This is a genomic window from Ferrovibrio xuzhouensis (assembly GCF_042648965.1).
Lineage (GTDB): Bacteria > Pseudomonadota > Alphaproteobacteria > Ferrovibrionales > Ferrovibrionaceae > Ferrovibrio > Ferrovibrio xuzhouensis.
In genome coordinates this window covers 913701-940312 of the sequence record NZ_JBHRYJ010000001.1, presented here as the reverse complement: position 1 = coordinate 940312, position 26612 = coordinate 913701, and the positions used below count along the sequence as shown (strand labels likewise).

General features: G+C 66.2%; 25 protein-coding genes. 15 read left to right on the top strand and 10 right to left on the bottom strand.

Translation table 11 applies throughout. The features are described from left to right. Positions 1-4 precede the first annotated feature (4 nt). From ACFOOQ_RS04630 to ACFOOQ_RS04620, 3 genes are read right to left on the bottom strand one after another with little or no spacing between them, the layout of a single operon-like run. Positions 5-847: an ABC transporter permease gene (locus ACFOOQ_RS04630; RefSeq protein WP_379722306.1), complete on the bottom strand. Its 843-nt coding sequence runs from the start codon at positions 845-847 to the stop codon at positions 5-7. A 9-nt stretch (positions 848-856) separates the two neighbouring features. After that, complete coding sequence (locus ACFOOQ_RS04625; protein ID WP_379722304.1) at positions 857-1798, bottom strand: ABC transporter permease; 942 nt, start codon at positions 1796-1798, stop codon at positions 857-859. Positions 1799-1830: 32 nt separating this feature from the next. Further along, positions 1831-3444, bottom strand: a complete 1614-nt coding sequence (locus tag ACFOOQ_RS04620; protein ID WP_379722302.1) for an ABC transporter substrate-binding protein — start codon at positions 3442-3444, stop codon at positions 1831-1833. A gap of 167 nt (positions 3445-3611) precedes the next feature. Between ACFOOQ_RS04620 and ACFOOQ_RS04615 the strand changes: the two genes are divergently transcribed. Continuing rightward, positions 3612-5174, top strand: a complete 1563-nt coding sequence (locus ACFOOQ_RS04615; RefSeq protein WP_379722300.1) for a gamma-glutamyltransferase family protein — start codon at positions 3612-3614, stop codon at positions 5172-5174. A gap of 25 nt (positions 5175-5199) precedes the next feature. After that, positions 5200-5769 carry a VUT family protein gene (locus ACFOOQ_RS04610; RefSeq protein WP_379722298.1) on the top strand — a complete coding sequence of 190 codons (570 nt, stop codon included), beginning with the start codon at positions 5200-5202 and terminating at the stop codon, positions 5767-5769. 6 nt (positions 5770-5775) lie between these two features. Here the strand turns inward: ACFOOQ_RS04610 and queC are convergent, their stop codons facing one another. The 6 genes from queC to ACFOOQ_RS04580 all read right to left on the bottom strand — a co-directional run bounded on the left by queC (position 5776) and on the right by ACFOOQ_RS04580 (position 13568). Then, positions 5776-6495, bottom strand: coding sequence for a 7-cyano-7-deazaguanine synthase QueC (queC, locus tag ACFOOQ_RS04605; protein WP_379722296.1), 720 nt, complete (start codon positions 6493-6495; stop codon positions 5776-5778). Between the two features lie 10 nt (positions 6496-6505). Then, on the bottom strand, positions 6506-9103 hold the full coding sequence (locus ACFOOQ_RS04600) for a TRAP transporter permease (protein WP_379722294.1): 2598 nt from the start codon (positions 9101-9103) through the stop codon (positions 6506-6508). A gap of 92 nt (positions 9104-9195) precedes the next feature. Next, positions 9196-10173, bottom strand: coding sequence for a TAXI family TRAP transporter solute-binding subunit (locus ACFOOQ_RS04595; protein ID WP_379722292.1), 978 nt, complete (start codon positions 10171-10173; stop codon positions 9196-9198). Between the two features lie 313 nt (positions 10174-10486). Continuing rightward, a complete protein-coding gene (locus ACFOOQ_RS04590; protein WP_379722290.1) occupies positions 10487-11338 on the bottom strand; it encodes a BKACE family enzyme in 852 nt (283 codons plus the stop codon). Continuing rightward, a complete protein-coding gene (locus ACFOOQ_RS04585) occupies positions 11338-12672 on the bottom strand; it encodes an aspartate aminotransferase family protein (protein WP_379722288.1) in 1335 nt (444 codons plus the stop codon). Before ACFOOQ_RS04585 ends, ACFOOQ_RS04590 begins: the two co-directional genes overlap by 1 nt. 5 nt (positions 12673-12677) lie before the next feature. Further along, entirely contained in the window at positions 12678-13568 is an 891-nt protein-coding gene (locus ACFOOQ_RS04580; RefSeq protein ID WP_379722286.1) for a MurR/RpiR family transcriptional regulator, read from the bottom strand. A 189-nt stretch (positions 13569-13757) separates the two neighbouring features. Between ACFOOQ_RS04580 and ACFOOQ_RS04575 the strand changes: the two genes are divergently transcribed. From ACFOOQ_RS04575 to ACFOOQ_RS04535, 9 genes are all read left to right on the top strand, one after another. Next, complete coding sequence (locus ACFOOQ_RS04575) at positions 13758-14672, top strand: LysR family transcriptional regulator (RefSeq protein WP_379722284.1); 915 nt, start codon at positions 13758-13760, stop codon at positions 14670-14672. A 113-nt stretch (positions 14673-14785) separates the two neighbouring features. After that, on the top strand, positions 14786-15598 hold the full coding sequence (locus ACFOOQ_RS04570) for a putative hydro-lyase (protein WP_379722280.1): 813 nt from the start codon (positions 14786-14788) through the stop codon (positions 15596-15598). Between the two features lie 27 nt (positions 15599-15625). Further along, positions 15626-16696: a TRAP transporter substrate-binding protein gene (locus ACFOOQ_RS04565; RefSeq protein ID WP_379722278.1), complete on the top strand. Its 1071-nt coding sequence runs from the start codon at positions 15626-15628 to the stop codon at positions 16694-16696. Positions 16697-16768: 72 nt separating this feature from the next. Further along, positions 16769-17368 (top strand): TRAP transporter small permease subunit, encoded by a 600-nt coding sequence (locus tag ACFOOQ_RS04560; protein WP_379722276.1) that lies wholly within the window; start codon positions 16769-16771, stop codon positions 17366-17368. Positions 17369-17374: 6 nt separating this feature from the next. Further along, on the top strand, positions 17375-18658 hold the full coding sequence (locus tag ACFOOQ_RS04555) for a TRAP transporter large permease (RefSeq protein WP_379722274.1): 1284 nt from the start codon (positions 17375-17377) through the stop codon (positions 18656-18658). A 27-nt stretch (positions 18659-18685) separates the two neighbouring features. Further along, on the top strand, positions 18686-19378 hold the full coding sequence (locus ACFOOQ_RS04550) for a DUF2848 domain-containing protein (RefSeq protein ID WP_379722272.1): 693 nt from the start codon (positions 18686-18688) through the stop codon (positions 19376-19378). A 26-nt stretch (positions 19379-19404) separates the two neighbouring features. Beyond that, positions 19405-20133: a 5-oxoprolinase subunit PxpB gene (pxpB, locus tag ACFOOQ_RS04545; RefSeq protein WP_379722270.1), complete on the top strand. Its 729-nt coding sequence runs from the start codon at positions 19405-19407 to the stop codon at positions 20131-20133. Further along, complete coding sequence (locus ACFOOQ_RS04540; RefSeq protein ID WP_379722268.1) at positions 20130-21182, top strand: 5-oxoprolinase subunit C family protein; 1053 nt, start codon at positions 20130-20132, stop codon at positions 21180-21182. The genes pxpB and ACFOOQ_RS04540 overlap by 4 nt, the downstream gene beginning before the upstream one ends. Then, the gene (locus ACFOOQ_RS04535) at positions 21179-21955 is read left to right on the top strand and encodes a LamB/YcsF family protein (protein ID WP_379722266.1); all 777 of its coding nucleotides are present in this window, start codon (positions 21179-21181) and stop codon (positions 21953-21955) included. The genes ACFOOQ_RS04540 and ACFOOQ_RS04535 overlap by 4 nt, the downstream gene beginning before the upstream one ends. Positions 21956-21967: 12 nt before the next feature. On the opposite strand, the gene ACFOOQ_RS04530 is transcribed toward ACFOOQ_RS04535, so the two are convergent. Continuing rightward, positions 21968-22933: a helix-turn-helix transcriptional regulator gene (locus ACFOOQ_RS04530; protein ID WP_379722264.1), complete on the bottom strand. Its 966-nt coding sequence runs from the start codon at positions 22931-22933 to the stop codon at positions 21968-21970. Between the two features lie 175 nt (positions 22934-23108). On the opposite strand from ACFOOQ_RS04530, the gene ACFOOQ_RS04525 reads away from it, so the two are divergent. The 4 genes from ACFOOQ_RS04525 to ACFOOQ_RS04510 all read left to right on the top strand — a co-directional run bounded on the left by ACFOOQ_RS04525 (position 23109) and on the right by ACFOOQ_RS04510 (position 26609). Continuing rightward, entirely contained in the window at positions 23109-23792 is a 684-nt protein-coding gene (locus ACFOOQ_RS04525) for a TetR/AcrR family transcriptional regulator (protein ID WP_379722262.1), read from the top strand. Between the two features lie 121 nt (positions 23793-23913). Next, a complete protein-coding gene (locus ACFOOQ_RS04520; RefSeq protein WP_379722260.1) occupies positions 23914-24723 on the top strand; it encodes an ABC transporter permease in 810 nt (269 codons plus the stop codon). Between the two features lie 39 nt (positions 24724-24762). After that, entirely contained in the window at positions 24763-25761 is a 999-nt protein-coding gene (locus ACFOOQ_RS04515) for an ABC transporter substrate-binding protein (protein ID WP_379722258.1), read from the top strand. 20 nt (positions 25762-25781) lie between these two features. Then, positions 25782-26609: an ABC transporter ATP-binding protein gene (locus ACFOOQ_RS04510; protein WP_379722255.1), complete on the top strand. Its 828-nt coding sequence runs from the start codon at positions 25782-25784 to the stop codon at positions 26607-26609. The last annotated feature ends 3 nt before the right edge of the window (positions 26610-26612 follow it).

Below are 26612 nucleotides of genomic sequence, written 5' to 3'. Positions count from 1 at the left end.
GATATCAGGCCCCCAGCCGCTTTTTCATGCGCGGGTCCAGCGTGTCGCGCAGGCCGTCGCCGAGGATGTTGACGGCGAGGATGGTGGCGGCGAGGAAGGCGCCGGGGAACAGGATGATCCAGGGCGCGCGCTGGAACACGTCGCGGCCGTCGGCAATGATGTTGCCCCAGGTCGGGATCTCGCTCGACAGGCCGGCGCCGAGGAAGCTGAGGATCGCCTCGGTCAGGATCGCCGAGGCGCAGATGTATGTGCCCTGCACGATCAGCGGCGCGATGGTGTTGGGCAGGATATGCTGGGTCAGGATGCGGTAGGTCGAGGTGCCGAGGCCCACGGCCGCCTCGACATAGGGTTCCTCGCGGATCGACAGCACCACGCTGCGCACCAGGCGGGCGACGCGCGGGATTTCCGGCACCACGATGGCGATGATCACGGTGTAGAGGCTGGAGCCTGACAGCGAGACCAGCGCGATGGCGAGCAGGATGCCGGGAATCGCCATCAGGCCGTCCATGACACGCATGATCACACCGTCGAGGCGGCGGATATAGCCGGCGACCAGGCCGATCACGAGGCCGGTCGAGATGGCGATGGTGGCGACGCAGATGCTGACCAGCAGCGAGACGCGGGCACCGTAGAAGGACCGGGTCAGCACGTCGCGGCCGAGTTTGTCGCTGCCCATCGGAAACTGCGGCGAGGGCGGTTTCAGACGGAAGCGCGGCGCGATGGCCAGCGGATCGGCATGACTCAGCAGCGGCGCAAGAATGGCCATCAGCACCAGCAGCAGCAGGATGCCGCCGCCGGCCAGCACGGCGGGATTACGGAACAGCGGATGACGGAATGCGGCACGCATGGTCGGCCCCTAATACCTGATCCTGGGGTCGAGCAGGACATAGGCGATATCGATGAGGAGGTTGATCAGGACATAGATGCCCGAGAATAGCAGGATAATGCCCTGGATGATCGGATAGTCGCGGGCCAGCACCGCCTCGACCACCAGTCGGCCGAGGCCGGGGATGTTGAATACCGTCTCGGTGATGACGACGCCGCCGATCAGCAGGGCGAAACCGATGCCGATGACCGAGACAATCGGCACGGCCGCGTTGCGCAGGGCGTGACGGGTCAGCACCGCGCGGTCAGGCAGGCCCTTGGCATAGGCGGTGCGGATGTAATCTTCGCCCAGCACCTCCAGCATCGAGGCGCGGGTGATGCGGGCGAACAGTGCGATGTAGATGAAGCCGAGCGCCAGGGTGGGCAGGATCATGTTTTGCAGGAAGGGCCACAGCCCCTCGCGGATCGAGACAAAGCCCTGCACCGGCAGCAGGTCCAGCTTGATCGAGAAGATGTAGATCAGGATATAGCCGAGCACGAAGACCGGCACCGAGAAGCCGGCGACCGACAGCGCCATGATGCTGCGGTCGATCCAGCTGCCCTGCTTCCAGGCGGCAATGATGCCGATCGGCACGGCGACGACGACCGAGAAGATCAGGGTGACGATGGCCAGCGAGATGGTGGGCTCGATGCGGTCGGCGATCATATGCATCACCGGCTGCTTGGACAGCACCGAGCGGCCGAGGTCGCCCTGGGCCAGATCGCCGATCCAGTGGACGAACTGCACCCAGATCGGCTGGTCGAGGCCGAGGCCGGCGCGGATCGCGGCGATGGTTTCGGGGGTTGCTGCGTCGCCGGCCAGGATCGCCGCCGGATCGCCGGGGCTGAGCCGCAACATCAGGAAAACGAAGATGGCCACCACCCCCATCACAGGGATGGCGGCCACCAGACGCGACAAGATCAGTCGAAGCATTGAATCCGTCGAACGCGATACATGTTACAGCATTACTTCTTTTCGATGTTCCACAGGGCCATCGCCGGCGTCGACAGCACGCCGGAAACGTTCTTGCGGAAGGCGCTCGGCAGGTGCACTTCGCCCAGCGGGACGAAGAAGACCTGGTCATAGGCGCGTTTCTGCACCTCGGCGGCGATCTGCTTCTGCTTGGCCGGATCGGTTTCGGCGGCATAGGCGTTGCGCAGCTTCTCCATCTCCGGGTCCTTGCTCCAGCCGAACCAGCCGCCTTCGCCGAAGCCGAGGCCGCGCACGCCGGCATTGGCGATCGGGTTCAGCAGGTCGGCCACGTACCAGGAAGTGTGGAAGATGTGCCAGCCGCCCTGGTCGATCGGGTCCTTCTTGGCGCGGCGACCGACCAGCGTCTGCCAGTCCATCGTCTGCAGGTCGACGTTGAAGCCGATCTCGCGCAGCAGCGGCGCCGTCACCAGCGGCAACTGGGCGATGCTGAGCAGGTCGGTCGGTGCCATGATGACGATCTTCTCGCCCTTGTAGCCGCTTTCCTTCAGCATCTTCTTCAGTTCGGCAATGCTGGGGTGCTTGGTCGGCGCCCCGGCATCGGTGGCCAGCGGCGTGCCGCAGCCGAACATGGCATGGCAGACCTTATAGTACTTCGGGTTGCCGACCTGGGCGGCCAGATAGTCTTCCTGGTTCACCGCGGCCATGATCACCTTGCGGATCTTGACGTTGTCCAGCGGCGGCTGCAGCCAGTTCGGCCGCAGCATGTATTGCTGGCCGGCCGGGTTGAGGTCCTTGATCGTGATATCCTTGGACTTTTCCAGTTCCGGCAGCAGGTCGAAGGAGGTCTGCTCGATCATGTCGATCTCGCCCTTGACCAGGGCATTGGTCGCGGTCTGCGCATCCGACATGGTGATCCACTCGACGCGGTCGACCTTGGCCACCTTGCCGCCGGACAGGCTGTTGGCCGGCTCGCTGCGTGGCTTGTAGTCGGCGAACTTCTCGTAGACCACCTTGACGCCGGGCTGGAACTCGCTCTTGACCATGCGGTAGGGGCCCGAGCCGATATCGTCCGGCACCGGCTTGTTGGCCGGGGTATCGGCCATTTCCTTCGGCATGATGAACGGCACGTTGGAGCTGGGCTTGGCCAGTGAATCGATCACCAGGCCATAGGGCTCCTTGAGGATGATCTGGAAGGTCTTGTCGTTGACCGCCACCATATCCTTGGTGGTGGACATCAGCTTGAGGCCCATGCCGTCGACCTGGCCCCAGCGCTTGATCGAAGCGATGCAGTCTTCCGAGGTGACCGGCTTGCCGTTATGGAACTTCAGGCCGTCGCGCAGCGTGAAGGTATAGGTCAGCTTGTCGGGGCTGACCTCGTATTTCTCGACCATCTGCGGTTTCGGCTCGAACTTGTCGTTCACCGAAAACAGCGTGTCGTAGATCATGTAGCCGTGATTGCGCGAGATATACGCGGTGGTCATGATCGGGTCGGTGATGCGCAGGCCGGCATGCGGCACAAAGCGCAGGACGGTCTTGCCGTCCTGGGCGGTGGCATCCGGTGCGACGGCGGCAAGGCCGACGACCAGACCAAGGCTGGCACAGATGGCAAAAGCTGAAACGAGACTGCGGAAATGGCGCGGACGCATGATACTCCCCCTTGAAATTGTTTGACCGCTAACGAAAGCTCACCATGGTATGACAGCCGAGGTCAAGGGAATCATTGCCGATTCTCTGGGCGGCGCGAAAATTGCCTTTTCGCTATGCAGCGTGCTTGCCTGCATGGCATCGATTGCATAACCAGGAGACAGTCCGCATGTCGCAGAATTTGAGCCGGTCACTGCGTTTCACCAAGGAAGCGGTGCGCTCGGCGCATGGCGTGGTCGCCGCGCAGAACCAGAAGGCGGCCGATATCGGCGCTGCTGTGCTGCGGACCGGCGGCAATGCCGTCGATGCCGCGGTGGCAACGGCGTTTGCGCTCGGCGCGCTGGAGCCGTGGATGAGCGGTATCGGCGGTTGCGGCTACATGATGGTGTGGGATGCGAAGAAACAGGCCGGCCATGTGGTGGATTTCGGCGCGGTCAGCGCGGCGGCACTCGACCCGGCCGATTATCCGTTGGCGGAAGGAAAAGGCGGCGACCTGTTCGGCTGGCCCGCCGTGCTGGAAGACCGCAATATCCTTGGTTATTCGTCGATCGCCGTGCCCGGTCAGCCCGAGGGCATGCGGCTGGCGCTCAAGACCTTCGGCACGCGCAGCTGGCAGCACAGCCTGGGGCCCGCCATCGAACTGGCGCAGGAGGGCATGGAGGTCGACTGGTACCTCAGCCTGATGGCGACCAGCGCGGCGAAGGACCTGAACCGTTCTCCCGCCTCGCGCGCCATGTTCCTGCCGGGCGGCTTTCCGCCGGCGCCCGACGGCGGCGGTGCCCCGGTGCCGCGCCTGAAGAATGCCGCCCTGCTGGCCAGCCTGCAGCGGCTGGCGGCGGCCGGCGCGCGCGACTATTACGAGGGCGACCTGGCGGCAAAGCTGGTGCATGATTTCGCCGCCGGCGGCTCGAAGATCGCGGCGGCTGATCTGGCCGGCTACCGCGCCCGGCTGAGCACCCCGCTGCGCTATACCTATGGCGACAAGACGCTGCTGCTGCCCCCGGGCCTGACGGCGGGGCCGTCTTTGCGCGATGCGCTCGAGACCGTGGCGCAGAAACTGGACCGCGCCCGTCCGCTCGGGCCGGCCAGTTTCGTCGCCTATGCCGAAGGGCTGACCGAGGCCTATGAAAAGCGGCTGGCCGGCATGGGCGATACCGAGAACCAGGGCGGCTGCACCACCAATCTCTGCGTCATCGACCGCGACGGCAACATGGTGGCGCTGACCCAGACCCTGCTGTCGCTGTTCGGCAGCCGTGTGATGCTGCCGGAGAGCGGCGTGCTGATGAATAACGGCATCATGTGGTTCGACACCCGGCCGGGCCGGCCCAATTCCATCGGCGCGGCCAAACGGCCGCTCAGCAACATGCTGCCGGTGCTGGCGCTGGATGGCGACGCGCCGTGGCTGGCGATCGGCGCGTCGGGCGGCCGCCGCATCATGCCGGCGGTGATGCAGCTGCTGTCGCTGCTGGTCGATTACCGCCTGTCGCTGGAAGACGCCTTTCACCAGCCGCGCATCGACGTCAGCGTGCCGGGCCAGCCGACGGTCGATCCCCTGCTCGATGCGGCGATCCGCACGGCGGTGGCGGCGCGGTTTCCGCAGACCATCGAGCACGGCCGCGGCCCCTATCCGCTGACCTTTGCCTGCCCGAGCGCGGTGCTGATCGGCGCCGATGGCGCCCGTATCGGCATGACCGAGATCGCCCAGCCCTGGGCCGGCATGGCGGCGGCCTGACCGGTACCGGGACACGGAGAGGCCTGTGACCCGTCTGCGTCTCGAAGGATATCTCTTTCTGGCCGGCTTCATGGCCTGCGTGCCGGTAGCCAACTGGCTGATCGGCCATGTCGGCACGGTCTGCGTGCCGCAGGGTCCCTGCCTGATTCCGGTGGCGCCGGGCCCGCACGGACAGCCGATCACCGCGCCGAGCGGCGTGCTGATGATCGGCCTGGCGCTGGTGTTGCGCGATCTGGTGCAGCGCCGGCTCGGCAAGCTGTGGACCTTGGGCGCCATCGTTGTCGGCACTGCGCTGTCGGCACTGATCGCGCCGCCGGCCCTGGTGACCGCCTCGGCGGTGGCCTTCCTGCTGTCGGAGCTGGCCGATTTCGCCGTCTACACACCGCTGCAGCGCCGCGGCCTGGTCCGCGCCGTGGTCGCCTCGGCCGCAGTCGGACTCTGCGTCGATTCGGTAGTGTTTCTCTGGCTTGCCTTCGGCAGCATCGACTACCTGGAGGGCCAGATCATCGGCAAGCTGTGGATGGTGTTGCTGTCGATCCCGGCGATCCGCCTGCTGCGCAACCGCGACCGCCGGCTCGGTATCCAGCCGGCCTGAGGTGGGTCAGGCCGGTTTGCCGGCCTTCATCCTGGCGATGGCCTCGATCCAGTAGTCCGGGTCCTCGTAGTCGGTCGGGTCGGGCACATTGGCCAGATGGAAGGCCTCGCGCCGCTCGACGCAGGTGCCGCAACGGCCGCAATGCCGCTCGCCGCCCTTGTAGCAGCTCCAGGTGATCTCGTAGGGCACGCCTAAGCTGGTGCCTTCGCGCACGATGCCGGCCTTGTCGGTGCCGGTGAAGGGTGCGTACAGTTCGACCTCCCACATGTCTTCCAGCGCGCAGTCCTGCATGGCGCGAAAGGCCTCGACGAAGGCCGGACGGCAGTCGGGATAGATGAAGTGGTCGCCGGCATGCACGGCAATGCCAACTGCATCGGCCTTGGCCCCGGCGGCGATGCCGAATGCGATCGACAGCATGATGGCGTTGCGGTTCGGCACCACGGTGGCCTTCATGTTGTCCTGGGCATAATGGCCGTCCGGCACGGCGGTATCGCCGCCGGCGATCAGCGCCGAGGAGGTCAGGAAGCGGGCCAGCTCGCGGATGTTCACCACGTCATGGCGCGCGCCGAGCCTCTCGGCCACCAGCGCCGCGCGCTCGATTTCCTTGCTGTGGCGCTGGCCGTAGTCGAACGACACCAGGCGGTCGAGCGCGCCGGCGGCAGCCACCTTCCAGGCCAGCGTCACCGAATCGACGCCGCCGGAGCAGAGGACGACAGCCTTCTTCATGCGAGCCCCCTTATGCCGCGACCACCACCGGGGCCGATTTACGCCGCCGCCGTTGCAGCAGCACGATCGCCGCCAGCAGGGCGAAGGCGGGCAGGGTGAACCAGTAGCGCGACGGGCGGTCGGCCGGCACGGTGACAGCAAGGATCGTGTCGCCCGGCACGATGCCGTTCTTGGCAACGACACTGCCGAGCCGCACGTTGGTGACGGTGGTAGTGTCGCCGAGCGTCGTCAGGTTGAGGCCGGCGTTGCGCAGCCGTTCGGCACCGGTGGCGCCCTTGCCCATGTCGATGCGGATCAGCTTCTGGATGGTGTCGCCGTTCAGGTTCTGCGTCTCGATGCGCACCCGCAGGGCCTGGCCGGTCGGCGTCTGGTCCGCCACCGCCATCAGGTCGGCGGCCGGCTGGTCGATGAACGGCTCGCTGATCTGGTCGAGCCAGAAGCCGGGGCGGAACAGCGTGAAGCAGATCAGCAGCAGGGCCAGCGTCTCGTACCAGCGGTTCCGGATCAGCAGCCAGTGCTGGGTCGCCGCCACGAAGCTGAACATGGCGATCACCGACGAGCCCAGCACGAAGACCAGTTCGACCGGACCGGGAATGTCGATCATCAGCAGCGCATTGTTGAAGATGAAGATGAACGGCAGCAGGCCGGTGCGGATTTCGTACATGAAGCCCTGGTAGCCGGTCTTGACCGGATCGGCGCCCGAGATCGCCGCCGCTGCATAGGCGGCGAGGCCGACCGGCGGGGTGACGTCGGCCATCAGGCCGAAATAGAAGACGAACAGATGCACCGCGACCAGCGGCACAGCCAGGTCGTTCTGGGCGGCGAGGTTGACGATCACCGGCGCCATCAGGGTGGCAACCACCACATAGCTCGCGGTGGTCGGCATACCCATGCCGAGGATGATGCAGATCATCGCGGTCAGCACCAGCATGATGATGATGTTGCCGTTCGAGACGAATTCGACCAGCTCGGTCATCACCAGGCCGACGCCGGTCAGCAGCACGACGCCGACGATGATGCCGGCGGTGGCGGTGGCGACGCCGACTGTCGTCATGTTGCGGGCGGCGGCTTCCAGGCCCTCGATCAGGTCGCGGCTGCCGCGCAGCCATTCGGCGCCGAGGCCGCGCTGGCCGCGGAAGAAGGCAGTCAGCGGCCGCTGGGTCAGCAGCAGTCCCATCAGCGTCGCGGTGCCCCAGAAACCCGACAGGCCGGGCGACAGTTCCTCGACCATCAGGCACCAGATCAGCACGCCGACCGGCAGCAGGAAATGCAGGCCGGTGCGCGCCGTCTCGGCAAAATCCGGCACTTCGAGGAAGCCTTTTTCCGGATCGTCGAGCGGCAGGTCGGGATGTTTGGCGCGGAAGGCGACCAGCCCGACATAGGCGGCGGCGACCAGCACCGCGGCGATCGGCGAGGCGGCGGCGCCGAAGGCGCCCTTCATCCAGCCGAGCCCGTAATAGACCAGGCCGCAGAGCACGATGAAGCCGGCGATGCCCATGATGGTGCGCAGCAGGGTGGCGGTGGCGGGGCGCATCTGGCGCACCGGCAGGCCCTTGAGGCCCATTTTCATCGCCTCGATGTCAACGATGTAGAACAGCGAGCCGTAGGTCAGCAGGGCCGGGAAGAAGGCATGCTTGACCACGTCGGCATAGGGAATGCCGACATATTCGGCGATCAGGAAGGCGGCGGCGCCCATCACCGGCGGCATGATCTGGCCGTTGACGCCGGCGGCGCATTCGATGGCGCCGGCCTTGGTGGCGCTGTAGCCGACCCGCTTCATCAGCGGGATGGTGAAGGTGCCGGTGGTCACCACATTGGCAATCGACGAACCCGAGATCATGCCGGTGAGGCCCGAGGCGACGACGCCCGCCTTGGCCGGACCGCCGCGATACTTGCCGAGCAGGGAGAAGGCGACCTGGATGAAGAAGCCGCCGGCACCGGCCTTTTCCAGCAGGGTGCCGAACAGCACGAACATGAACACCACGTTGGTCGACACGCCGAGCGCGACGCCGAAGATGCCTTCCGAGGTCAGCCACATCTGCGACGAGGCGCGCGACAGGCTGGCGCCCTTGTGCGACAGCAGGCCCGGCAGATGCGGCCCGGCGAACATATAGGCGATCATGATCACGGCGATCACGGTGATCGCCGGCCCGACGGCGCGGCGCGCGGCTTCCAGCAGCACCAGCACGCCGATCACGGTCATGATGATATCGGCAGTGGTCGGCAGGCCGGGGCGCTGGATCAGGTCGCGGTAGAAGACCAGCAGATACAGCGATGCGCAGGCGCCGGCGATGCCGATGACCCAGTCGGCCAGCGGGATACGGTCGCGCGGCGAGCTCTTGAAGGCAGGGAAGGTGGCGGCGGCAAGGAACAGCGCGAAGGCGAGATGGATTTCACGGGCGAAATTGTCGCCGATGATGCCGACGCCGAGCATGTAGGGCAGCGGCGAGGCATACCAGAGCTGGAACAGCGACCAGCACAGCGCGATGACGAACAGGATGCGCGCCGTCACACCGGTGGGCTTGCGGCCGCCGGTATCGGCCTCGGCCACCAGGGTCTCGAGTTCCTCGAGGCTCAGCGGGTGCTTGGTCGTCTCGTTGCTGCTCATCGCGTCCCCCGTTTTTCCGTCTCAGGCACGTCTCTTAAAAACACAAAAGGCCGGCCCATCCATTGACGGGCCGGCCATGATGCGCAGCCGGATTACATCCAGCCCTTTTCCTTGTAGTACTTCACGGCGCCCGGATGCAGCGGCGCGGTCAGACCGTCCTTGATCATATGCTTCGGATCGAGGTTGGCGAAGGCCGGGTGCAGCTTCTTGAAGTCGTCGAAGTTCTCGAACACCGCCTTGACGAGGTTGTAGACCACCTCGTTGTCGACCTTGGTCGAGGTGACCAGCGTGGCCAGCACGCCATAGGTCTTGGTCGGATTCGGGTTGTTGGCATACAGGCCGCCCGGGATGGTCGCGTAGGCATAATAGGAATGCGCCTTGACCAGCTTGTCGACAGCCGGGCCCTCAAGCGAGATCAGCTGCGCGCCGCAGCTGGTGGTCGGGTCCTGGATGTTGGCCGACGGATGGCCGACGCCATAGAAGAAACCGTCGATCTTGTTGTCGCAGAGCGCCGGGCCATGCTCGTCGGCCTTCAGTTCGGAAGCGAGCGAGAAGTCCTTGAGCGTCCAGCCCATGGCGCTCAGCAGCTCTTCCATCGAGTTGCGGGTGCCCGAACCGGGGTTGCCGACGTTGAAGCGCTTGCCCTTGAAGTCGGTGAACTTGGTGATGCCGGCATCCTTGCGGGCCAGCACGGTGAACGGCTCCGGATGCACCGAGAAGACCGCACGCAGATCCTTGAAGGCGCCGTCCTTGAACGGACCCACGCCATCATAGGCATTGGCCTGCACGTCGGACTGTGCCATGCCGAAATCGAGTTCGCCGGCCTTGATGGTGTTGATGTTGTAGGACGAACCGCCGGTCGACTCGACCGAGCAGCGGATGCCGGTGGTCTTGCGGTCCTTGTTGAGCAGGCGGCAGATCGCGCCGCCGGCCGCGTAGTACACGCCGGTGACGCCGCCGGTACCGATGGTGACGAACTTCTGCTGGGCGAAGCCGGTGCCGGGCATCGCCGCCAGCAGGGCGGCGCCGAGCATGCCGCTCAGCAGGCGCTTGGTGGTGAACTGGATCATTGTCGTTATCCCTCCTTCAAGATATCCGTCGCCGGCCCCGGCCGGCGTTGCTTTTGCGCCGTGACGACGCGTTGGAAACGACAGGATGGCCCGGCTGTTCCGGTGCCGCCTGCGGCTTCCGCTGACGACGGCAGGACCCGCAGGCCCTGTCGCCAACCCCCCGATCACCGTCACCGCGATCTGCGGCTATGGACACTGTGACGCGCGTGGACGTCAAGCGTTTTCCGGCGATTCCATTGATGTATCGATACAATTTCGCGGTGTCCGGCGAGTCGTTGCGGTGCGGCAGGCCGGATGCATGCATGGCGGCGGCTCAGACCAGCTGTGCCAGCAGGGCGCGCGCCGCCCCGGCATCGGCGATGGCGCGGCCCATCAGGCCGGCATGCTGGACCGTCTGGCGCACCAGCGCCGCATTGTCGGCGGCGCGGCGGCCATCGGCCAGCAGCATGTTGTTCTCGAAGCCGATCCGCGCATGGCCGTGCAGGCCGAGCGCCGCCAGCGCGCAGGCCGATTCCTTCGCCCCGAAGGCGCAGACGGCGAAGGCGCCGTCGGCATCGCTCCAGTGCCGCAGGAACGGCAGCAGGTCGGCCGGCTCGGAGGTCTGCCCGGCGGTATAGCGGCCGAGCACGAACAGCACGAAATGCTTGTCGCCCGGCACCACGCCACGCGCCTTCAGGTCGCGGAAACGGCGGACATCGTCGTCGCTGTACAGGATGTACTGCAGCATCACGCCGGCCTTGTGCAGCTCGGCGAAAAACGCGGCGGCATCGGATTCGGCGGCCGCATCGGGCGCGATCTCGCGGATCGCCAGGCTGCAGGCTTCCGGCATCAGGGCGCGCATCGCCGCCATCTGCTGGTGGCGGTCATAGACGCCGGCGGCTTCCGAGGTCGCCTGGATGATCAGCTCCGGTCCCGCCTCGCGGCGCACCGCGGCGATGGCTTCGTGGTAAAGCCCGGCATCCAGCGAATGGCGGCCATCGGCCTGGCGTACATGCAGGTGGATCATGGCGGCGCCGGCCTCGGCGCATGCGGCGGCGCAGCGGCCAAGCTCGTCCGCCGTCAGCGGTACGGCCGGATGGTCGGCCTTCAGCTTGCGGGCGCCGTTCGGTGCCACCGCGACGACGGCCGGCGCCATGACGGCGGGCAGGATGGGGGCGGCGGACATCAGGCAACTCCCGTGAGTGCGGCGTCGACCGCGTCACCCAGTCGTTCGACGATCATGTCGATATCGGCCGGTTTGCAGATGAAGGGGGGCGCCAGCAGCACGTGGTCGCCGTTCCTGCCGTCGATGGTGCCGCCCATCGGGTAGCACATCAGGCCGCGCGCCATGGCCTCTTTCTTGACCCTGGCGTTCAGCTTCTGCGCCGGATCGAAGGTCGACTTGTCGGCGCGGTCGCGCACCAGCTCGATGGCCTGAAACAGGCCGCGGCCGCGGATGTCGCCGACGTGGCGATGGTTGCCGAAGCGCTCGTGCAGGCGGTCGTTGAGATGCAGGCCCATCGCCTTCACATTGTCGAGCAGGTGGTCGCGCACGATCACCTGCTGCACCGCCATGGCTGCCGCGCAGGCCATCGGGTGGCCGAGATAGGTATGGCCGTGCTGGAAAAAGCCGCTGCCGTTTTTGAAGGCGTAGAAGATCTTCTGGCTGAGCAGCGCCGCGCCGATCGGCTGGTAGCCGCCGCCGAGACCCTTGGCGATGGTCATGATGTCGGGGGCGATGCCCTCCTGCTCGCAGGCATGCAGGGTGCCGGTGCGGCCCATGCCGCACATCACCTCGTCGAGGATCAGCAGCACGCCGTATGTGTCGCAGATCTCGCGGATGCGTTTGAAATAGCCGGGTGCCGCGGTCACCGCGCCGAGCGTGGCGCCGACCACCGGCTCGGCGACGAAGGCGATCACGCTGTCGGTGCCCAGTTCGATGATCTTGGCTTCCAGCTCGTTCGCCATGCGCAGGCCATAGGCCTCCGGCGTCTCGTCAGGCTGGCGGCCGCGATACTCGAAGCAGGGCGAGATGTGGTGTGCCTCGATCAGCATCGGCGCGAACTGCTGGCGCCGCCAGGCATTGCCGCCGACGCTGAGCGCGCCGACCGTGTTGCCGTGATAGCTCTGCTGGCGGGCGATGAAATGCTTGCGCTGCGGCTGGCCGATCTCGACGAAATACTGCCGCGCCATCTTCAGCGCGGCTTCCACTGCCTCCGAGCCGCCGGAGACATAATAGACATGGCTGATGCCCTGCGGTGCCGTGTCGATCAGGTAGTCGGCGAGCTGCTCGGCCGGTTCGGTGGTGAAAAAGCTGGTATGGGCATAGGCGATGCGCCCGGCCTGTTCCTGCAGCACGCGGGTGACATCCGGATGGCCATGGCCGAGGCAGCTGACCGCGGCGCCGCCCGAGGCGTCGATATAGCGCTTGCCGGTGGCATCCTCGATGTAGATGCCCTGGCCGCCGACGGCGACCGGATACTCGTGGTTGATCTGGCGATGCAGGATATGGCTGCTCATGACCTTCAGGCTCGTTTGCGGCGGGGGGACCAGTAGGCGGAAAAGGCGCCGAGCTGGCTCTCGGCGTCCCGGATGGCACTGAGCGTCCGGGCGCCGCCGCGGGCGGCAACCAGGGCGATCAGGGTTTCGGCGGCGACGAAGGCGGGCGTCACCGTATGGAAGAAGGAGGGCGTCTCGGTCGGCACCAGTACGGCGGCGCCGGCCGGCACGGCAACCGGCGAGGCGGCACTGTCGGTGATGGCGACGATGTCGACGCCACGGCCGGCGGCATAGGTCACGCGCTCGACGGCCGCCGTGGTGTATGGCGCGACGCTGATCGCCAGCAGCACGTCGCCCTTGCCGCTGTGGCGCAGGGCATCGACTCCGGTATCGCCGGGGCCATCGAGCAGCAGGCCGTTCTCGCGGAACAGCCCGTAGACATAGGCCGCCTGGAACGCCACGGCATAGCAGGAGCGCAGGCCGAGGAAATAGACCCGCCGGGCGCCGCCGATCAGCCGGGCGGCGGCCTGCAGGGCATCGGCGCCGTCGCCGGCGCCGAAGGCGGCGAGATGGCGGGCCATGGTGCGGCCGATCTCGGTGGTCAGCGCGGCATCGCCGCCGGCGCGCTGGCGGCGCTGCATCTGGCCGGCACGGGCGCTGAAGCCGGCCGGGGCGGCCGGGCGGCGGAGCGCGCGGGCATGCAGGTCGCGGAAGGCGGCGTAATCGGCAAAGCCGAGCTGGCGGGCGAGCCGGGTCATGGTCACCGGCGGCACCCCGGCGCGGCGGGCCTGCTCGCGCATCGACAGCAGGGCGACATCTTCCGGGTGGTCCAGCACGAAGCGGGCCGCCGCCTGCAGCTGCGGCGGCAACTGGGCGAACCCTGCGGTGATCCGGCTGGCCAGGTGGCGGGCGTCCATGGCCGGTCATCCAATCCGATTCCCCGCAGCGATGCAACAAATGATTCATTTCCTGTGGATAAATGAAACACTTGTTTCATCCGCAGGCGGCCGGCTGGCCAGATCGTCTGCCCGCGGAGACCGGGTGGTTTCCCGACCGATAAGCCCGCCTTATACTAAATCCGGTTTTCCATTAGCCGGGACCCGATCGTGGCCGATCTGCGCAATCTCGAAACCTTCGTCTGGGTCGCCCATCTGGGCGGCTTCCGCGCCGCCGCCGAGAAGCTGAATACCACCCAGCCGGCGGTGTCGCAGCGCATCGCGCTGCTGGAGGCCGATCTCGGCGTCAAGCTGTTCGACCGCGAACCGCGCGGCGTGGCGCTGACGCCGAAGGGCGGCGAACTGCTGCCCTATGCCGAACGCATGCTGCAGCTGCGCGCCGACCTGATGCAGGCGGCGCGCGAGAAAAAGGCGATGCGCGGCGTGGTCCGGCTCGGCGTCGCCGAGACCATCGTGCATACCTGGCTGGCCAAGCTAATCGAGCGCATGCATGCGGTCTATCCGGCGCTGACGCTGGAAATCGAGGTCGACACCTCGCCGTTGCTGCGTGAACGGCTGGTTTCGCACCAGCTCGATATCGCCTTCCTGCTCGGCCCGGTCAGCGAACCGCGCATGAAAAACGTCGCCCTGTCGAGCTATCCGCTGGCCTGGGTGGCGAGCCCGGACCTCGACCTCGGCCCCGATCCGGTCCCGCTCGGTGTGCTGGCGCGCTGGCCGATCATCACCTATCCGCGCAACACCCGGCCCTACATCACCGTGCGCGAGATGATGACGCGCTCCGACTTCCCCCAGTTGCGCATGTACGGCAACGCCTCGCTCAGCACCATCGTGCGCATGACCCTGGACGGCATCGGGGTCAGCGCCATTCCGCCGGTGGTGATCCGTCGTGAGCTGAGCGAAAAGCGCCTGCGTCTTGTGCGGGCTGAACAGAATCTGCCCGATCTGAACTTTGCCGCCACCTATCCGGTCAAGCCGGACAGCTATATGGCCGAGGCGGTGGTGGAGATCGCCCGCGATCTGGCTACGGCGGAGGCAAAACGGCGTATCCGCCTGCGCAATCGCTAGGCAATTCTGCGATAAGAATTTCTTATCGGTCGCCATCCGAACTGACGATTGGACAGTCACGGCTTTGACATGATGCCATGACCCCGTCGTCATCAGAGGGGATGGGGTTTGTAATGAATGCTGGCGTCGCCCGGCAGGGTAACCGGATTTTTGCCACCGGCCGCGAGGCGCGGCTGGCGGTACGCAACGGCATCCATCGCGGCCAGACCGCCGGCATCGCGCCGGGTTTCGTGCAGGCCAATCTCGCCATCCTGCCCAAGGCGCTGGCCGACGATTTCTTCCGCTTCTGCCAGTTCAACCCGAAGCCCTGTCCGCTGCTGGCGGCCAGCGAGCCGGGCGATCCGCGCCTGCCGACGCTCGGCGAGGATATCGACATCCGCACCGACATCCCGCTCTACCGCGTCTGGAAGAACGGTGAGCCGGTCGCCGAGGTGCCGGACCTGAAAGACGTCTGGCGCGACGATCTCGTCGCCTTCCTGATCGGCTGTTCGTTTTCTTTTGAAGAGGCGCTGGTCGAGGACGGCATTCCGCTGCGCCATATCGACGACGGCACCAACGTGCCGATGTACCGCACCAGCATCCAGACCCAGCCGGCCGGCCCGTTCCGCGGCCCGCTGGTGGTGTCGATGCGACCGCTGAAGCCGGCCGATGCGATTCGCGCCGTGCAGATCACCTCGCGCTTCCCGTCGGTGCATGGCGCGCCGGTGCATATCGGCAAGCCGGAGATGATCGGCATCGCCAACATCATGAAGCCCGATTACGGCGACCCGGTCGTCGTGAAAGACGACGAACTGCCGGTCTTCTGGGCCTGTGGCGTCACCCCGCAGTCGGTGATTGCCGCCGTGAAACCCGAATTCAGCATCACCCACGCGCCCGGCCACATGCTGGTCACCGACCTGAGGAACAGCCGGCTCGCGGTTCTGTAAATTTCACCAACCTGGAGGGGTACCATCATGATGAATCTCAAGAAGCTGGCGCAGGGTGCCGTGCTGGCCGGCGCACTGGTCGCCGGTCTGGCGACGGCCAATGCCGGCGCGCAGGACATGCCGCAGACCAAGCTCAAGGTCGTTGGCAGCTGGGGCAACCTGACCATGTACAAGGACTACGAGCAGCCGTTCTGGACCAAGGAGATCGAGCAGAAGTCCAAGGGCGCCGTCTCGGCCGAGATCACCCCGTTCAACGAAATGGGCCTGAAGGGCGCCGAAATCTTCCGCCTGATGCGGCTTGGCGTCATCGACATCGGCTCCACCGTGCTCGGCTATGTCGCCGCCGACGACGCCCGCAACGAGGCGGTTGACCTCGCCGGCCTGTCGCCTGACGTCGCCACCGCCCGCAAGGTCTCGGACGCCTACAAGCCGGTGCTCGACAAGTTCTACCAGGAGCGTTTCGGCATCAAGGTGCTCGGCATCTACCCGTATTCGGCCCAGGTTCTGTACTGCAGCAGCCCGATCAAGAGCCTCGCCGACCTGAAGGGCAAGAAGGTGCGCACCGGCAACCGCACGCTGGCTGAATTCGTCGAGGCCTTCGGCGGCACCGGCGTGACGCTCGCCTTCAGCGAGGTGGTCCCCGCCCTGCAGAACAAGGTGGTCGACTGCGCCATCACCGGCACGCTGTCGGGCAATTCGGCCAAGTGGTACGAGGTGGCCGACTACATGTACGCCCTGCCGCTCGGCTGGAGCCATGTCATGCTGGCCGCCAACAGCAAGACCTGGGCCAAGCTCGACCCGAAGGTGCAGGCCTTCCTGCAGACGGAAATCTCCGGCCTCGAGAACCGCATCTGGGACGCGGCCGCCAAGGAGACCCAGCAGGGCTATGAATGCAACGCCGGCAAGGCAGACTGCACCATGGGCACCAAGGCGAAGATGACCGTCGTGCCGGTCTCGGATGCCGACAAGGCGCTGCTGAAGAAGGCGCTGAGCGACACCGTGCTGCCGAAGTGGGCGGCCCGCTGCCAGGGCGACTGCGTTGCCACCTTCAACGACAGCATCGGCAAGGTGGTCGGCCTGACCGCCAAGACCAACTAAAGTTCCCTCCTGTGACTGGGCGGGGCTCCGGTTTTGCGCCGGGTCCCGCCACTTTCTGCTAGATTGTCCCCCATGACCTTCCTGCTCGACCGCTGGCTCGGCCTCGCTGACCGCATCTCCCGCTACGCCATCTGGTTCGGCGGCACCCTGGTGCTGGTCTCGGCCTTCGTCGTCTCGGTCGATGTCCTGCTGCGCAAGATTTTCCTCATCAGCATGGGTGGCTCGGACGAGCTGTCGGGCTATGCCTTCGCCATCGGCACCGCCTGGGCGCTCGGCTTCACCCTGCTGCGTCGTGCCAATGTCCGCGTCGATGCGCTCTACACCCGGCTGCCGGCTGCGCTCTGCGCCGTGCTCGACATCGTCGCGCTGCTCTCGCTCGCCCTGTTCCTCGGCCTGCTGACCTGGCAGGCCTGTTCGGTGTTCAGCACGTCGCTGGCCTTCAGCGCCCGCGCCACCACGCCGCTTGCCACCCCGCTGTGGATTCCGCAGGGCCTGTGGTTCGCCGGCTACTGCCTGTTCATCTTCACCCTGGTGCCGCTGCTGCTGCGCGCCCTGCAGGCCCTGCTGACCGGCGACCTGCCCAAGGTTCGCAGCCTGGCTGGCGCCCGCACCATCGAGGAAGACGCCGCCGACGAGGCGTCCCACACCGCCAGCCTCAAGCCCCTGGACTGACCCCCCATGCTCGCCACCTCCCTGATCCTTCTGATCGTCCTGCTGGCGGCGGCGCTGCCGGTGGCCGGCGCGCTTGGCACGCTCGGCCTGCTGCTCGACAAGATCTATTCCCAGATGCCGCTGACGCTCGCGATGGGCGAGGTGGCCTGGTCGTCGTCGAAGGACTTCCTGCTGGTCTCGATCCCGATGTTCATCCTGCTGGGCGAGATCCTGCTGCGCGCCGGCGTTGCCGAGCGCATGTACGATGCCATGGTGAAATGGCTGTCGTGGATTCCCGGCGGCCTGATGCATTCCAATATCGGCGCCTGCGCGATCTTTGCCGCCACCTCGGGCTCGTCGGTCGCCACGGCGGCGACCGTGGGCACTGTGGCGCTGCCGCTGGTGAAAAAGCACGGCTACAACGAGCGGCTGTTCCTCGGCACTCTGGCGGCCGGCGGCACCCTCGGCATCCTGATTCCGCCGTCGATCAATCTGATCATTTACGCGGTGCTGACCGACACCTCGATCCCCAAGCTGTATCTGGCCGGTATCATTCCCGGCGTCGGTCTCGCCGTGCTGTTCATGGTGATCGTCGCCGTCTGTTGCCTGGTCAAGCCGGCCTGGGGCGGCGAGAAGCTGTCGGCCAGCTGGGGGGAACGTCTGCGCAGCCTGACCGACCTGATCCCGCCGCTCGGCATTTTCCTCGTCGTGGTCGGCTCGATCTATGCCGGCCTGGCGACGCCGACCGAAGCCGCCTCGCTCGGCGTGGTTGCGGCACTTGGCCTGGCCGCCTTCTATCGCCGGCTGTCGTTCGCGATGATGAAGGAAGTGCTGGAAAATACCATGCGCACCACGGCGATGGTGATGCTGATCATCATCGCCGCCTATTTCCTCAATTTCGTCATCTCGGCGATCGGCCTGACCACGCTGCTGACCAACTACATCGCCGGCCTCGGCCTGTCGAAGCTGGAGATGCTGGCCGCCATCGTGGTGTTCTACCTGATCCTCGGCTGCTTCATGGAGACGCTGTCGATGATGATCACCACCATCCCGATCGTCGCCCCGGTGATGTTCGGGCTGGGTTTCGATCCGGTCTGGTTCGGCATCGTCATCATCATCATGATCGAGATGGCGCTGATCACCCCGCCGGTCGGCCTCAACCTCTTCGTCGTACAGTCGCTGCGCACCAGTGGCACGCTGAACGACGTGATCGCCGGCTCGATCCCCTTTGTGCTGGCGATGATTGCGCTGATCGCGCTGCTGGCGGCTTTCCCGGCCATTGCACTGTGGCTGCCGGCCACCTTTGGCTGACCTCCTTGATCTAAGGACATTCGCACCGTGCTGACCTTCGACCGCCTCTGGGCTGACCGCCGCGACCGCGTCGCCGTCGAGATCGAAACCCTGATCGTTGCCGGCTGGGCCGGCCGCGATGCCGCCGCCATCGAGCATCATATCGAGGAACTGGCTGCCATCGGCGTGCCGCGTCCGTCGAGCGTACCGCTGTTCTACCGCATCGGCACCGGCCAGCTCAGCCAGACCACGCGTCTGCAGGTGCTGGGCCCGGACACCTCGGGCGAGGTCGAGCCGGTGGTCGTTTCCCTGGCCGACGGCCTGTGGGTCACGCTCGGCTCCGACCATACCGATCGCAAGGCCGAATCCGCCGGCGTCGCGCTCTCCAAGCAGCTCTGCTCCAAGGTTGTCGGTACCCAGCTGTGGCGCTACGACGAGGTGGCGCCGCACTGGGACAGCCTGATCCTGCGCGCCTGGGCCACCATCGACGGTGCGCGCGTGCTCTACCAGGAAGGCGCCGTCGCGGCGCTGCGGAGCCCGGCCGACCTGATGCAGCGCTACAGCAACCAGCCCGGCCTGCCGCCAAGTCTTGCTCCTGGCAGCCTGATGTTCGGCGGCACGCTCGGCGCCCTCGGCGGCATCCGCTCCGGCACCCGCTTCGAGATGGAGCTGGAAGACCTGGTGCTCGGCCGCAGGATGGGTCACGCCTATGATATCGAGGCCCTGCCTGTTGTGGCCTGACCGGCTTCGCGGTTATTGAAGTCGGCATGGGCAGCTACCCGCAGATCCGCAGCTTCGGCGATACCGGCTTCAGCGTCGAGTTCGGCGAGGGCATCGACCGCCAGGTGAACGCCATGGTGATGGCGCTGCATGCGGCGCTCGCCGAAGCCGCCCTGCCCGGCGTGGTCGAGACCATTCCGTCCTTCCGTGCCCTGCTGGTGGCCTATGATCCGCTGATCGCAAGCCGTGCCGGTCTCGAGGCGCAGGTGCGCGCCATGCTGCCGGACCTGAAGGCGCAGAGCCGCGCCGGCCAGCTCTGGCAGCTGCCGGTCTGCTATGCCCCCGAAGTCGCTCCCGACCTGCTTGATGTCGCCGGGCGCTGCAAGCTGGCGCCGGAAGAGGTGGCCGCCCGCCATGCCGGTGGCCGCTATTTCGTCTATATGCTCGGCTTCATGCCCGGTCTTGCCTATATGGGCGGACTGGACGCGGCGCTGCAGTTGCCGCGCCGCAAGGAACCGCGACTGAAGGTACCGCAGGGTTCGGTGGCCATCGCCGAATCGATGACGACAATCTACCCGTGGGAAAGTCCGGGCGGCTGGCATCTGATCGGCCGCACGCCGCTGAAGCTGTTCGATGCCGCGCGCGACGAACCGATCCTGCTCGGTGCCGGCGACGAGATGACCTGCCAGGCCATCTCGCTGGCCGAATACGAAGCCATGCTGGCCGCGGTCGAGGCCGGGCGTTTCGAGTATGCCGCTTTGCGGGTGACGTCGTGAGCGGTGCCTTCCTCGATATCGTCGCGCCGGGGCTGATGACCTCGCTGCAGGATCTCGGCCGTCGGGGCCACCAGGCATCGGGCATGCCGGTGGCCGGCGCCATGGACCCGGTGGCGCTCAGGCTCGCCAACGCGCTGGCCGGCAATGCGGAAAACACGGCGGCACTGGAAATCGGCTATCTCGGGCCGACGCTCTCGGTGGCGGCCGGGGCGGTGCGCGTGGCTTTCGTCGGTGCCGCAAAGCTGACCCTGCAGCCGGCCGATGGCGGCGAGCCGCGGCCGCTGCGACCCGGCCGCTCGCTGCGGCTGAAGCGCGGCGACCGGCTGGCCATCGGTGCCATCGAGGCAGGCGCGGTGGCCTATCTCGCCGTGCAGGGCGGCTTTGCCGTGCAGCCCTTCCTCGGCAGCCTGTCGACCTACATGCGGGCCGGGCTCGGCGGCTTTGCGGGCCGCGCGCTGCAGGCCGGCGACCGCCTGCCGCTGAAGAATGCTACGGCGGAAGAGGGCGACGAACACGAACTCGCCGACAGCTTCGATTACGGCAGCGGCCCGGTCCGCGTCGTGCTGGGGCCGCAGGAAGATCGCTTCACCGCGGCCGGCATCGCCACCTTCCTGTCGGAACCCTATACGGTGACCAAGGAGGCCGACCGCATGGGCCTGCGCCTCGACGGCCTAGTGATCGAACATACCAGCGGCGCCGACATCGCCTCGGAGGGCCTGGTGACCGGCTGCATCCAGGTGCCGGGCAACGGCCGGCCGATCATCCTGATGGCCGACCGCCAGACCACCGGCGGCTATACCAAGATCGCCACCGTGATCTCGGCCGATCTGCCGCGCTGTGGCCGGCTCAAGCCCGGCGATAGCCTGAATTTTGCCACCGTGACCGTGGCCGAGGCAGAAGCCGCCCGCCGCGAGCAGGAAACGCGCATCCGCGCCCTGATCGGCGGCATTCGCGTCGCCGAACCGGATGTTCGCCTCGACCCCGGCGCCCTATATACTGTGAACCTGATCAGCGGCATGGTCGATGCCGTCAGCGGAGAAGGCCGATGAGCAAGCTTAAGGTGAACCTGAACAGCGATCTCGGTGAAAGCTTCGGCGCCTGGACCATGGGCGACGATGCGGCGATGCTGGCGGTGGTCACCACCGCCAATGTCGCCTGCGGCTTCCATGCCGGCGACTGGACGGTGATGCAGCAGACCGTAGACGAGGCCGTGAAGAACGGCGTCTCGATCGGCGCGCATCCCTCCTATCCCGACCTGCAGGGCTTCGGCCGCCGGCCGATGACCATGAGCAACAGCGAAGTCGAAGCGCTGATGGCCTACCAGATCGGCGCGCTGATCGGCATTGCCGCCACCCGCGGCGGCAAGGTAACCCATGTCAAGCCGCATGGCGCCATCAACAACAAGGCGGCCGTCGACGCCGATCTCGCCGCCGCCATCGCGCGCGGTATTGCCGGCGTCTCGCGCGACCTGATCTTTCTTGCCCCGGCCGGCTCGGCGATGATCGATGCCGGCCGCAAGGCCAACCTGCCGGTGGCGCAGGAGGTCTTTGCCGACCGCAACTACGACGATGACGGCAACCTGGTGCCGCGCGGCAAGCCCGACGCCATGGTGCATGACAACGACCAGGCGCTGCAGAACGTGCTGCGCATGGTGCAGGAAAAGGCCATCGTCTCGCTGTCGGGCAAGCGGATTCCCTGCGCCGTCGATTCGATCTGCGTACACGGCGACAGTGCCGGTGCGGTGGCGATGGCCCGCCATATCCGCGCCGGGCTGGAAAAGGCCGGTGTCGAGATCGTCACCCTGCCGGCGATGCTGGGCTGAGGCCGGCCGCGCTTACGTCGCTTTCGTGCTGCGCCCAAGCTGGCGGCGCTGCCGGGCCGGCGCCGCCACCGCATAGCGCCCGGGCGGCATGCCGTAGCGCGCGGTGAAGGCATTGATGAAATTGGTGACGTGGTTGTAGCCGACGCGGAAGGCGATCTGCTTGATCGGCGCCGCCCCGGCTTCCAGCGCGATCCGTGCATGCTCGAGCCGGTGGTTGCGCAACACCTCGAAAACCGTGCCGCCATACTCGTTGCGAAAGGCATTGTTCAGCCGCTTCTCGGTGAGGCCTACCGTGGCGGCCAGTTCGCCAAGGCCGGGCGGTTGCCGCATGTCGAGCAGCAGCAGGCGATGCGCGGTCGTGACCGCCGCGCGTTCCTGCCGGGTCAGCAGCCGGGCCTGGCGGATCTGGCTGGCCATCTGGCAGGCCAGCAGCTGCAGCACGACACCTTCCATGAACAGCCGGCGCAGGGGACCGTTCAGGCCGGGCGAGAACAGGCTGTCGGCCAGAGAACGCAGCCGGCGGGTCGCCTGCATGCAGATGACGCGGCTGCTCTCCACGTCCGGTTCCAGCAGCGGCGCCAGTGCCGGCGGCAGCGCGCCGTCGAAAATGCGCTGCACCCGGTCGACGCGCAGTGCGTAGCCGGCGAGCCGCAGGCGCTGCGGCGCCTTCACGTGATAGCGCGGGTTGCGCGCCGAGGGCCGGAACAGCACGGCCTGGTCGGGCCCGACCGCAACACGCAGGCCGTCCGGCATCTCGATATCGACTAGGCCGGAGACCACGATGTTGCTGCTGGTCCAAGGCGCGGTTTCGGTGTCGCGTGGCTGCACGGTGATATCGCTATGTGCCGTCACGTCGGTGAGGAAGACGCGCAGGCCCGGGCCAATCTCGATGCGTTCGATCTCGGCATCCCACTGCGCGTCGCTGATGACAGTGCGCTCGCTGAATTTCAGCTCGTGCTGCCCATCCGCTTTATGCAACAACCATCCGATTTCTTCCATTGCGGTGCTTTCGCGGGGTCGTTCTATGCCGCCCCTGGATTTTAGGGGCAGGCGACAGGCCCCGCCACAACAAACGGGCATTCCGCTTGCAGCTTGCGGTGCTGCCCGTCTGGCCCGATAAAGGGGGCTGGCGACACAGGGCGGACGAACACGCGTGGCAAAACGGAAAACCGCGAACGGCTGGCAGCGCGACCCGGAGGGGATGCGGTTGCGCATCCTTGAGGCCGCGACCCAGGAATTCTCCCGCCACGGCCTCGGCGGCGCCCGCATCGACCGCATCGCCAAGGCGGCCGGCGCCAACAAGCGCATGATCTATTATCATGTCGGCAACAAGGAGGACCTCTATCTGGCGGTCCTCGAAGGCACCTATGCGCATATCCGCGAAGCCGAACGCGAACTCAACCTTGAGGCCCAGGCGCCGGCCGAGGCGATCGCCAGCCTGATCCGCTTCACCTGGCAGTATTACCTGAAGCACCCGGAATTCCTGGCCATGCTGAATACCGAGAACCTGCATGGCGCGCGTTACCTGCGGCAGTCGGACAAGGTCAAGGAGATGCATTCGCCCTTCGTCGCCCTGATCGGTGCGGTGCTGCGCCGCGGCGAGAAAAGCGGTGAGTTCCGCAGCGGCGTCGATCCGGTACAGCTCTATATCTCGATTGCCAGCCTCTCGTATTTCTATCTGTCCAATAACGCCACGCTGGGCGTGATCTTCGGTCGCAACCTGCTGGCCGAGAGGGCCAAGGCCGAGCGGCTCGCGCATATGACCGATCTCGTGCTTGATGCACTGCAAAATCCCGCGATGCGGGAAGCGACCGCGAAAAAGCCGCCGAAGCGCTGATCCGCACAAGGATTTTGCGCCGGAAAGCGCTTGACCCTGTCGGGCCGTCGTCCCTAGAATTTAACCAACGAGTTAAAATGTAACGGACCCGCCCGCAGGCGGAGTCCGCTGGAGGAAACCGATGCGAAATGGCGCCAAGCCTGCGTTGTGGGCCCGTCTGCTTCAGGCGGCGTGGCTGAAGCCGCTGATCTTCCTGGCCCTGCTGATCGTGATGTGGGATCTCACCATCCGCATCTTCGGCATTCCGGCCTACCAGATCCCGACGCCCAGGGACGTCATCATCACCCTGTGGCAGGAAGCGCCGCGGCTGGCCGCCGAAGCGGTGCCGACCACCACGGCGACGGTCTGGGGCTTCCTGCTGTCGATCGCCTTCGGCATCCCGATCTCGATGCTGATCGCCGGCTCGCGCACCGTCGAGGCCTATGTCTACCCGCTGCTGGTCTTCTCGCAGTCGGTGCCGAAGATCGCCATCGCGCCGCTGTTTGTCGTGTGGTTCGGCTTCGACATGCTGCCCAAGGTGCTGTCGGCCTTCATGCTCGGCTTTTTCCCGGTGGTGGTTTCCGCCGTGCAGGGTTTCAAGTCGGTCGAGCCCGACATGATGGACATGGCGCGTGCCATGGAGGCCAACCGGCTGCAGATTTTCCGCTGGGTCAGCCTGCCGCATGCCATGCCGGCGATCTTCGCCGGCCTCAAGGTGTCGATCACCCTGGCGGTGGTCGGCGCCGTGGTCGGCGAATTTGTCGGCTCGAACTCCGGCCTCGGTTTCGTGCTGCAGCGCTCGATCGGCAATTTCGAGCTGCCGACGATGTTCGCGGCGCTCGTGATCCTCGCCTTCATCGGCGTGGTGCTGTTCTGGATTATCGATGTGATCGAACGGCTGGCGATTCCGTGGCACGCCAGCCAGCGCCAGAACCTGGTGATCGGTAGCTGAAGTCAGTCCAACCATAAAGAAAACACAACGGAGGAAACCATGATGCGTTCACATATCGCCGCCGGCCTCGGCGCCGTCCTGCTTGCCGGCGCGGCCACGGTGCCGGCCCCTGCCGTGGCGGCCGACAAGGTCACGCTGATGCTCAACTGGTATGTCTACGGCGAGCATGCGCCGTTCTATTACGGCAAGGAAAAGGGCATCTATGCCAAGCAGGGCATCGACCTCGACATCCAGGAAGGCCGCGGCTCGGCGGTGACCACCCAGGCGGTGGCCGCCAAGACCGCCACGTTTGGCTATGTCGACGTGCCGACCATGATGCGCGCCGCCGTCAAGGGCGCGCCGGTGGAGGCGGTTGGCGTCGCGCTGCAGACCAGCCCGATGTCGGTGATGGGCTTTGCCGACAAGAACATCCGCAAGCCAGCCGACATCAAGGGCAAGACTGTCGCCACCACGCCGGGCGATTCTATGTCGCAGATCTGGCCGCTGTTCCTCAAGAAGACCGGCCTGAAGGAAAGCGACTTCAAGACCGTCTCGGGCGACGGCACCACCAAGCTGAATGCCGTGATCAACGGCCAGGCCGACCTGCTGCTGGGCTACGTGATGGACCAGAGCATGAAGATCAAGGATGCCACCGGCAAGAATGTCTATCCGATCAAGTTCGCCGATTACGGCATCCATCTGGTCAGCTCGGGTATCATCGCCAACAAGGAGACCGTGAAGGGGCATACCGACATGGTGCGCCGCTTCCTGGCCGCCAGCACCACGGCGATCGAGGAAGCCTCCAAGCATCCGGGCGAGGCGGCCGACGCGATCCTCAAGGAGAACCCGAAGGGCGGCAAGAAGGAGACCCTGACCGAGGGCTTCGAGCTGACCATCCCGCTGTACAAGGACCCGACCGGCAAGTCGAACCGGCCGCTGCGCGTCTCGGACGAGAACATGAAGGACTCCGTCGACCTGATGGTCGAATACGGCGGCCTCGACGCCAAGGCCAAGGATGATCCCAAGGCCTTCTATACCAACGACTACCTGCCGAAGTAACGCCTGAGGACCTTGCTGTCATGGTTACACCAGCCCTGCGCCCAGCGCTGCATATCGTGCCTGAAGCCAGTGCCGGGGCCCGGCCGATCATCGAGATCGACGGTGTCTCGAAAACCTACCGTACCCAGGACGGCGAGGTTCCCTCGCTGCGGCCGCTCGACTTCCAGATCAACGACGGCGAGTTTCTCGTCGTCGTTGGCCCGTCGGGCTGTGGCAAGTCGACCCTGCTGAAGATGATTGCCGGCCTGCTGCCGCCGACTGACGGCGAGATCCGCGTCGACGGCAAGGCGATCACCAGGCCGCACAGCGGTGTCGGCGTCGTGTTCCAGAGTGCCTTGCTGCTGCCGTGGAAGCGCGTTTTTGAGAACGTGATGATGCCGGTCGAGATCAAGCATCTGCCGCGCGACGAATACCGCCAGCGCGCCCGTGACCTGCTGAAAATGGTCGGCCTTGAGGGCTTTGAGCGCAAATACCCCTGGCAGCTGTCGGGTGGCATGCAGCAGCGCGCCGCGATCTGCCGGGCGCTGGTGCACGATCCCAAGATCGTGCTGATGGACGAGCCGTTCGGCGCGCTCGACGCGATGACGCGCGAAAAGATGAATGTCGAGCTGCAACGCATCCAGCGTGAGACCCGTAAGACGGTGATGCTGATCACCCATTCGATCCCGGAGGCGGTGTTCCTTGCCGACCGCGTGCTGGTGATGAGCGAACGGCCCGGCACCATCGCCGCGATCTACGACGTGCCGCTGCCGCGGCCGCGCTCCCTCGATGTCATGGCCGACCCGGTTTTCGTCGCCCTGGCCCAGAAGATCCGCCAGCATTTCAACGCCGCCCCAGGCCTCGACTGACCG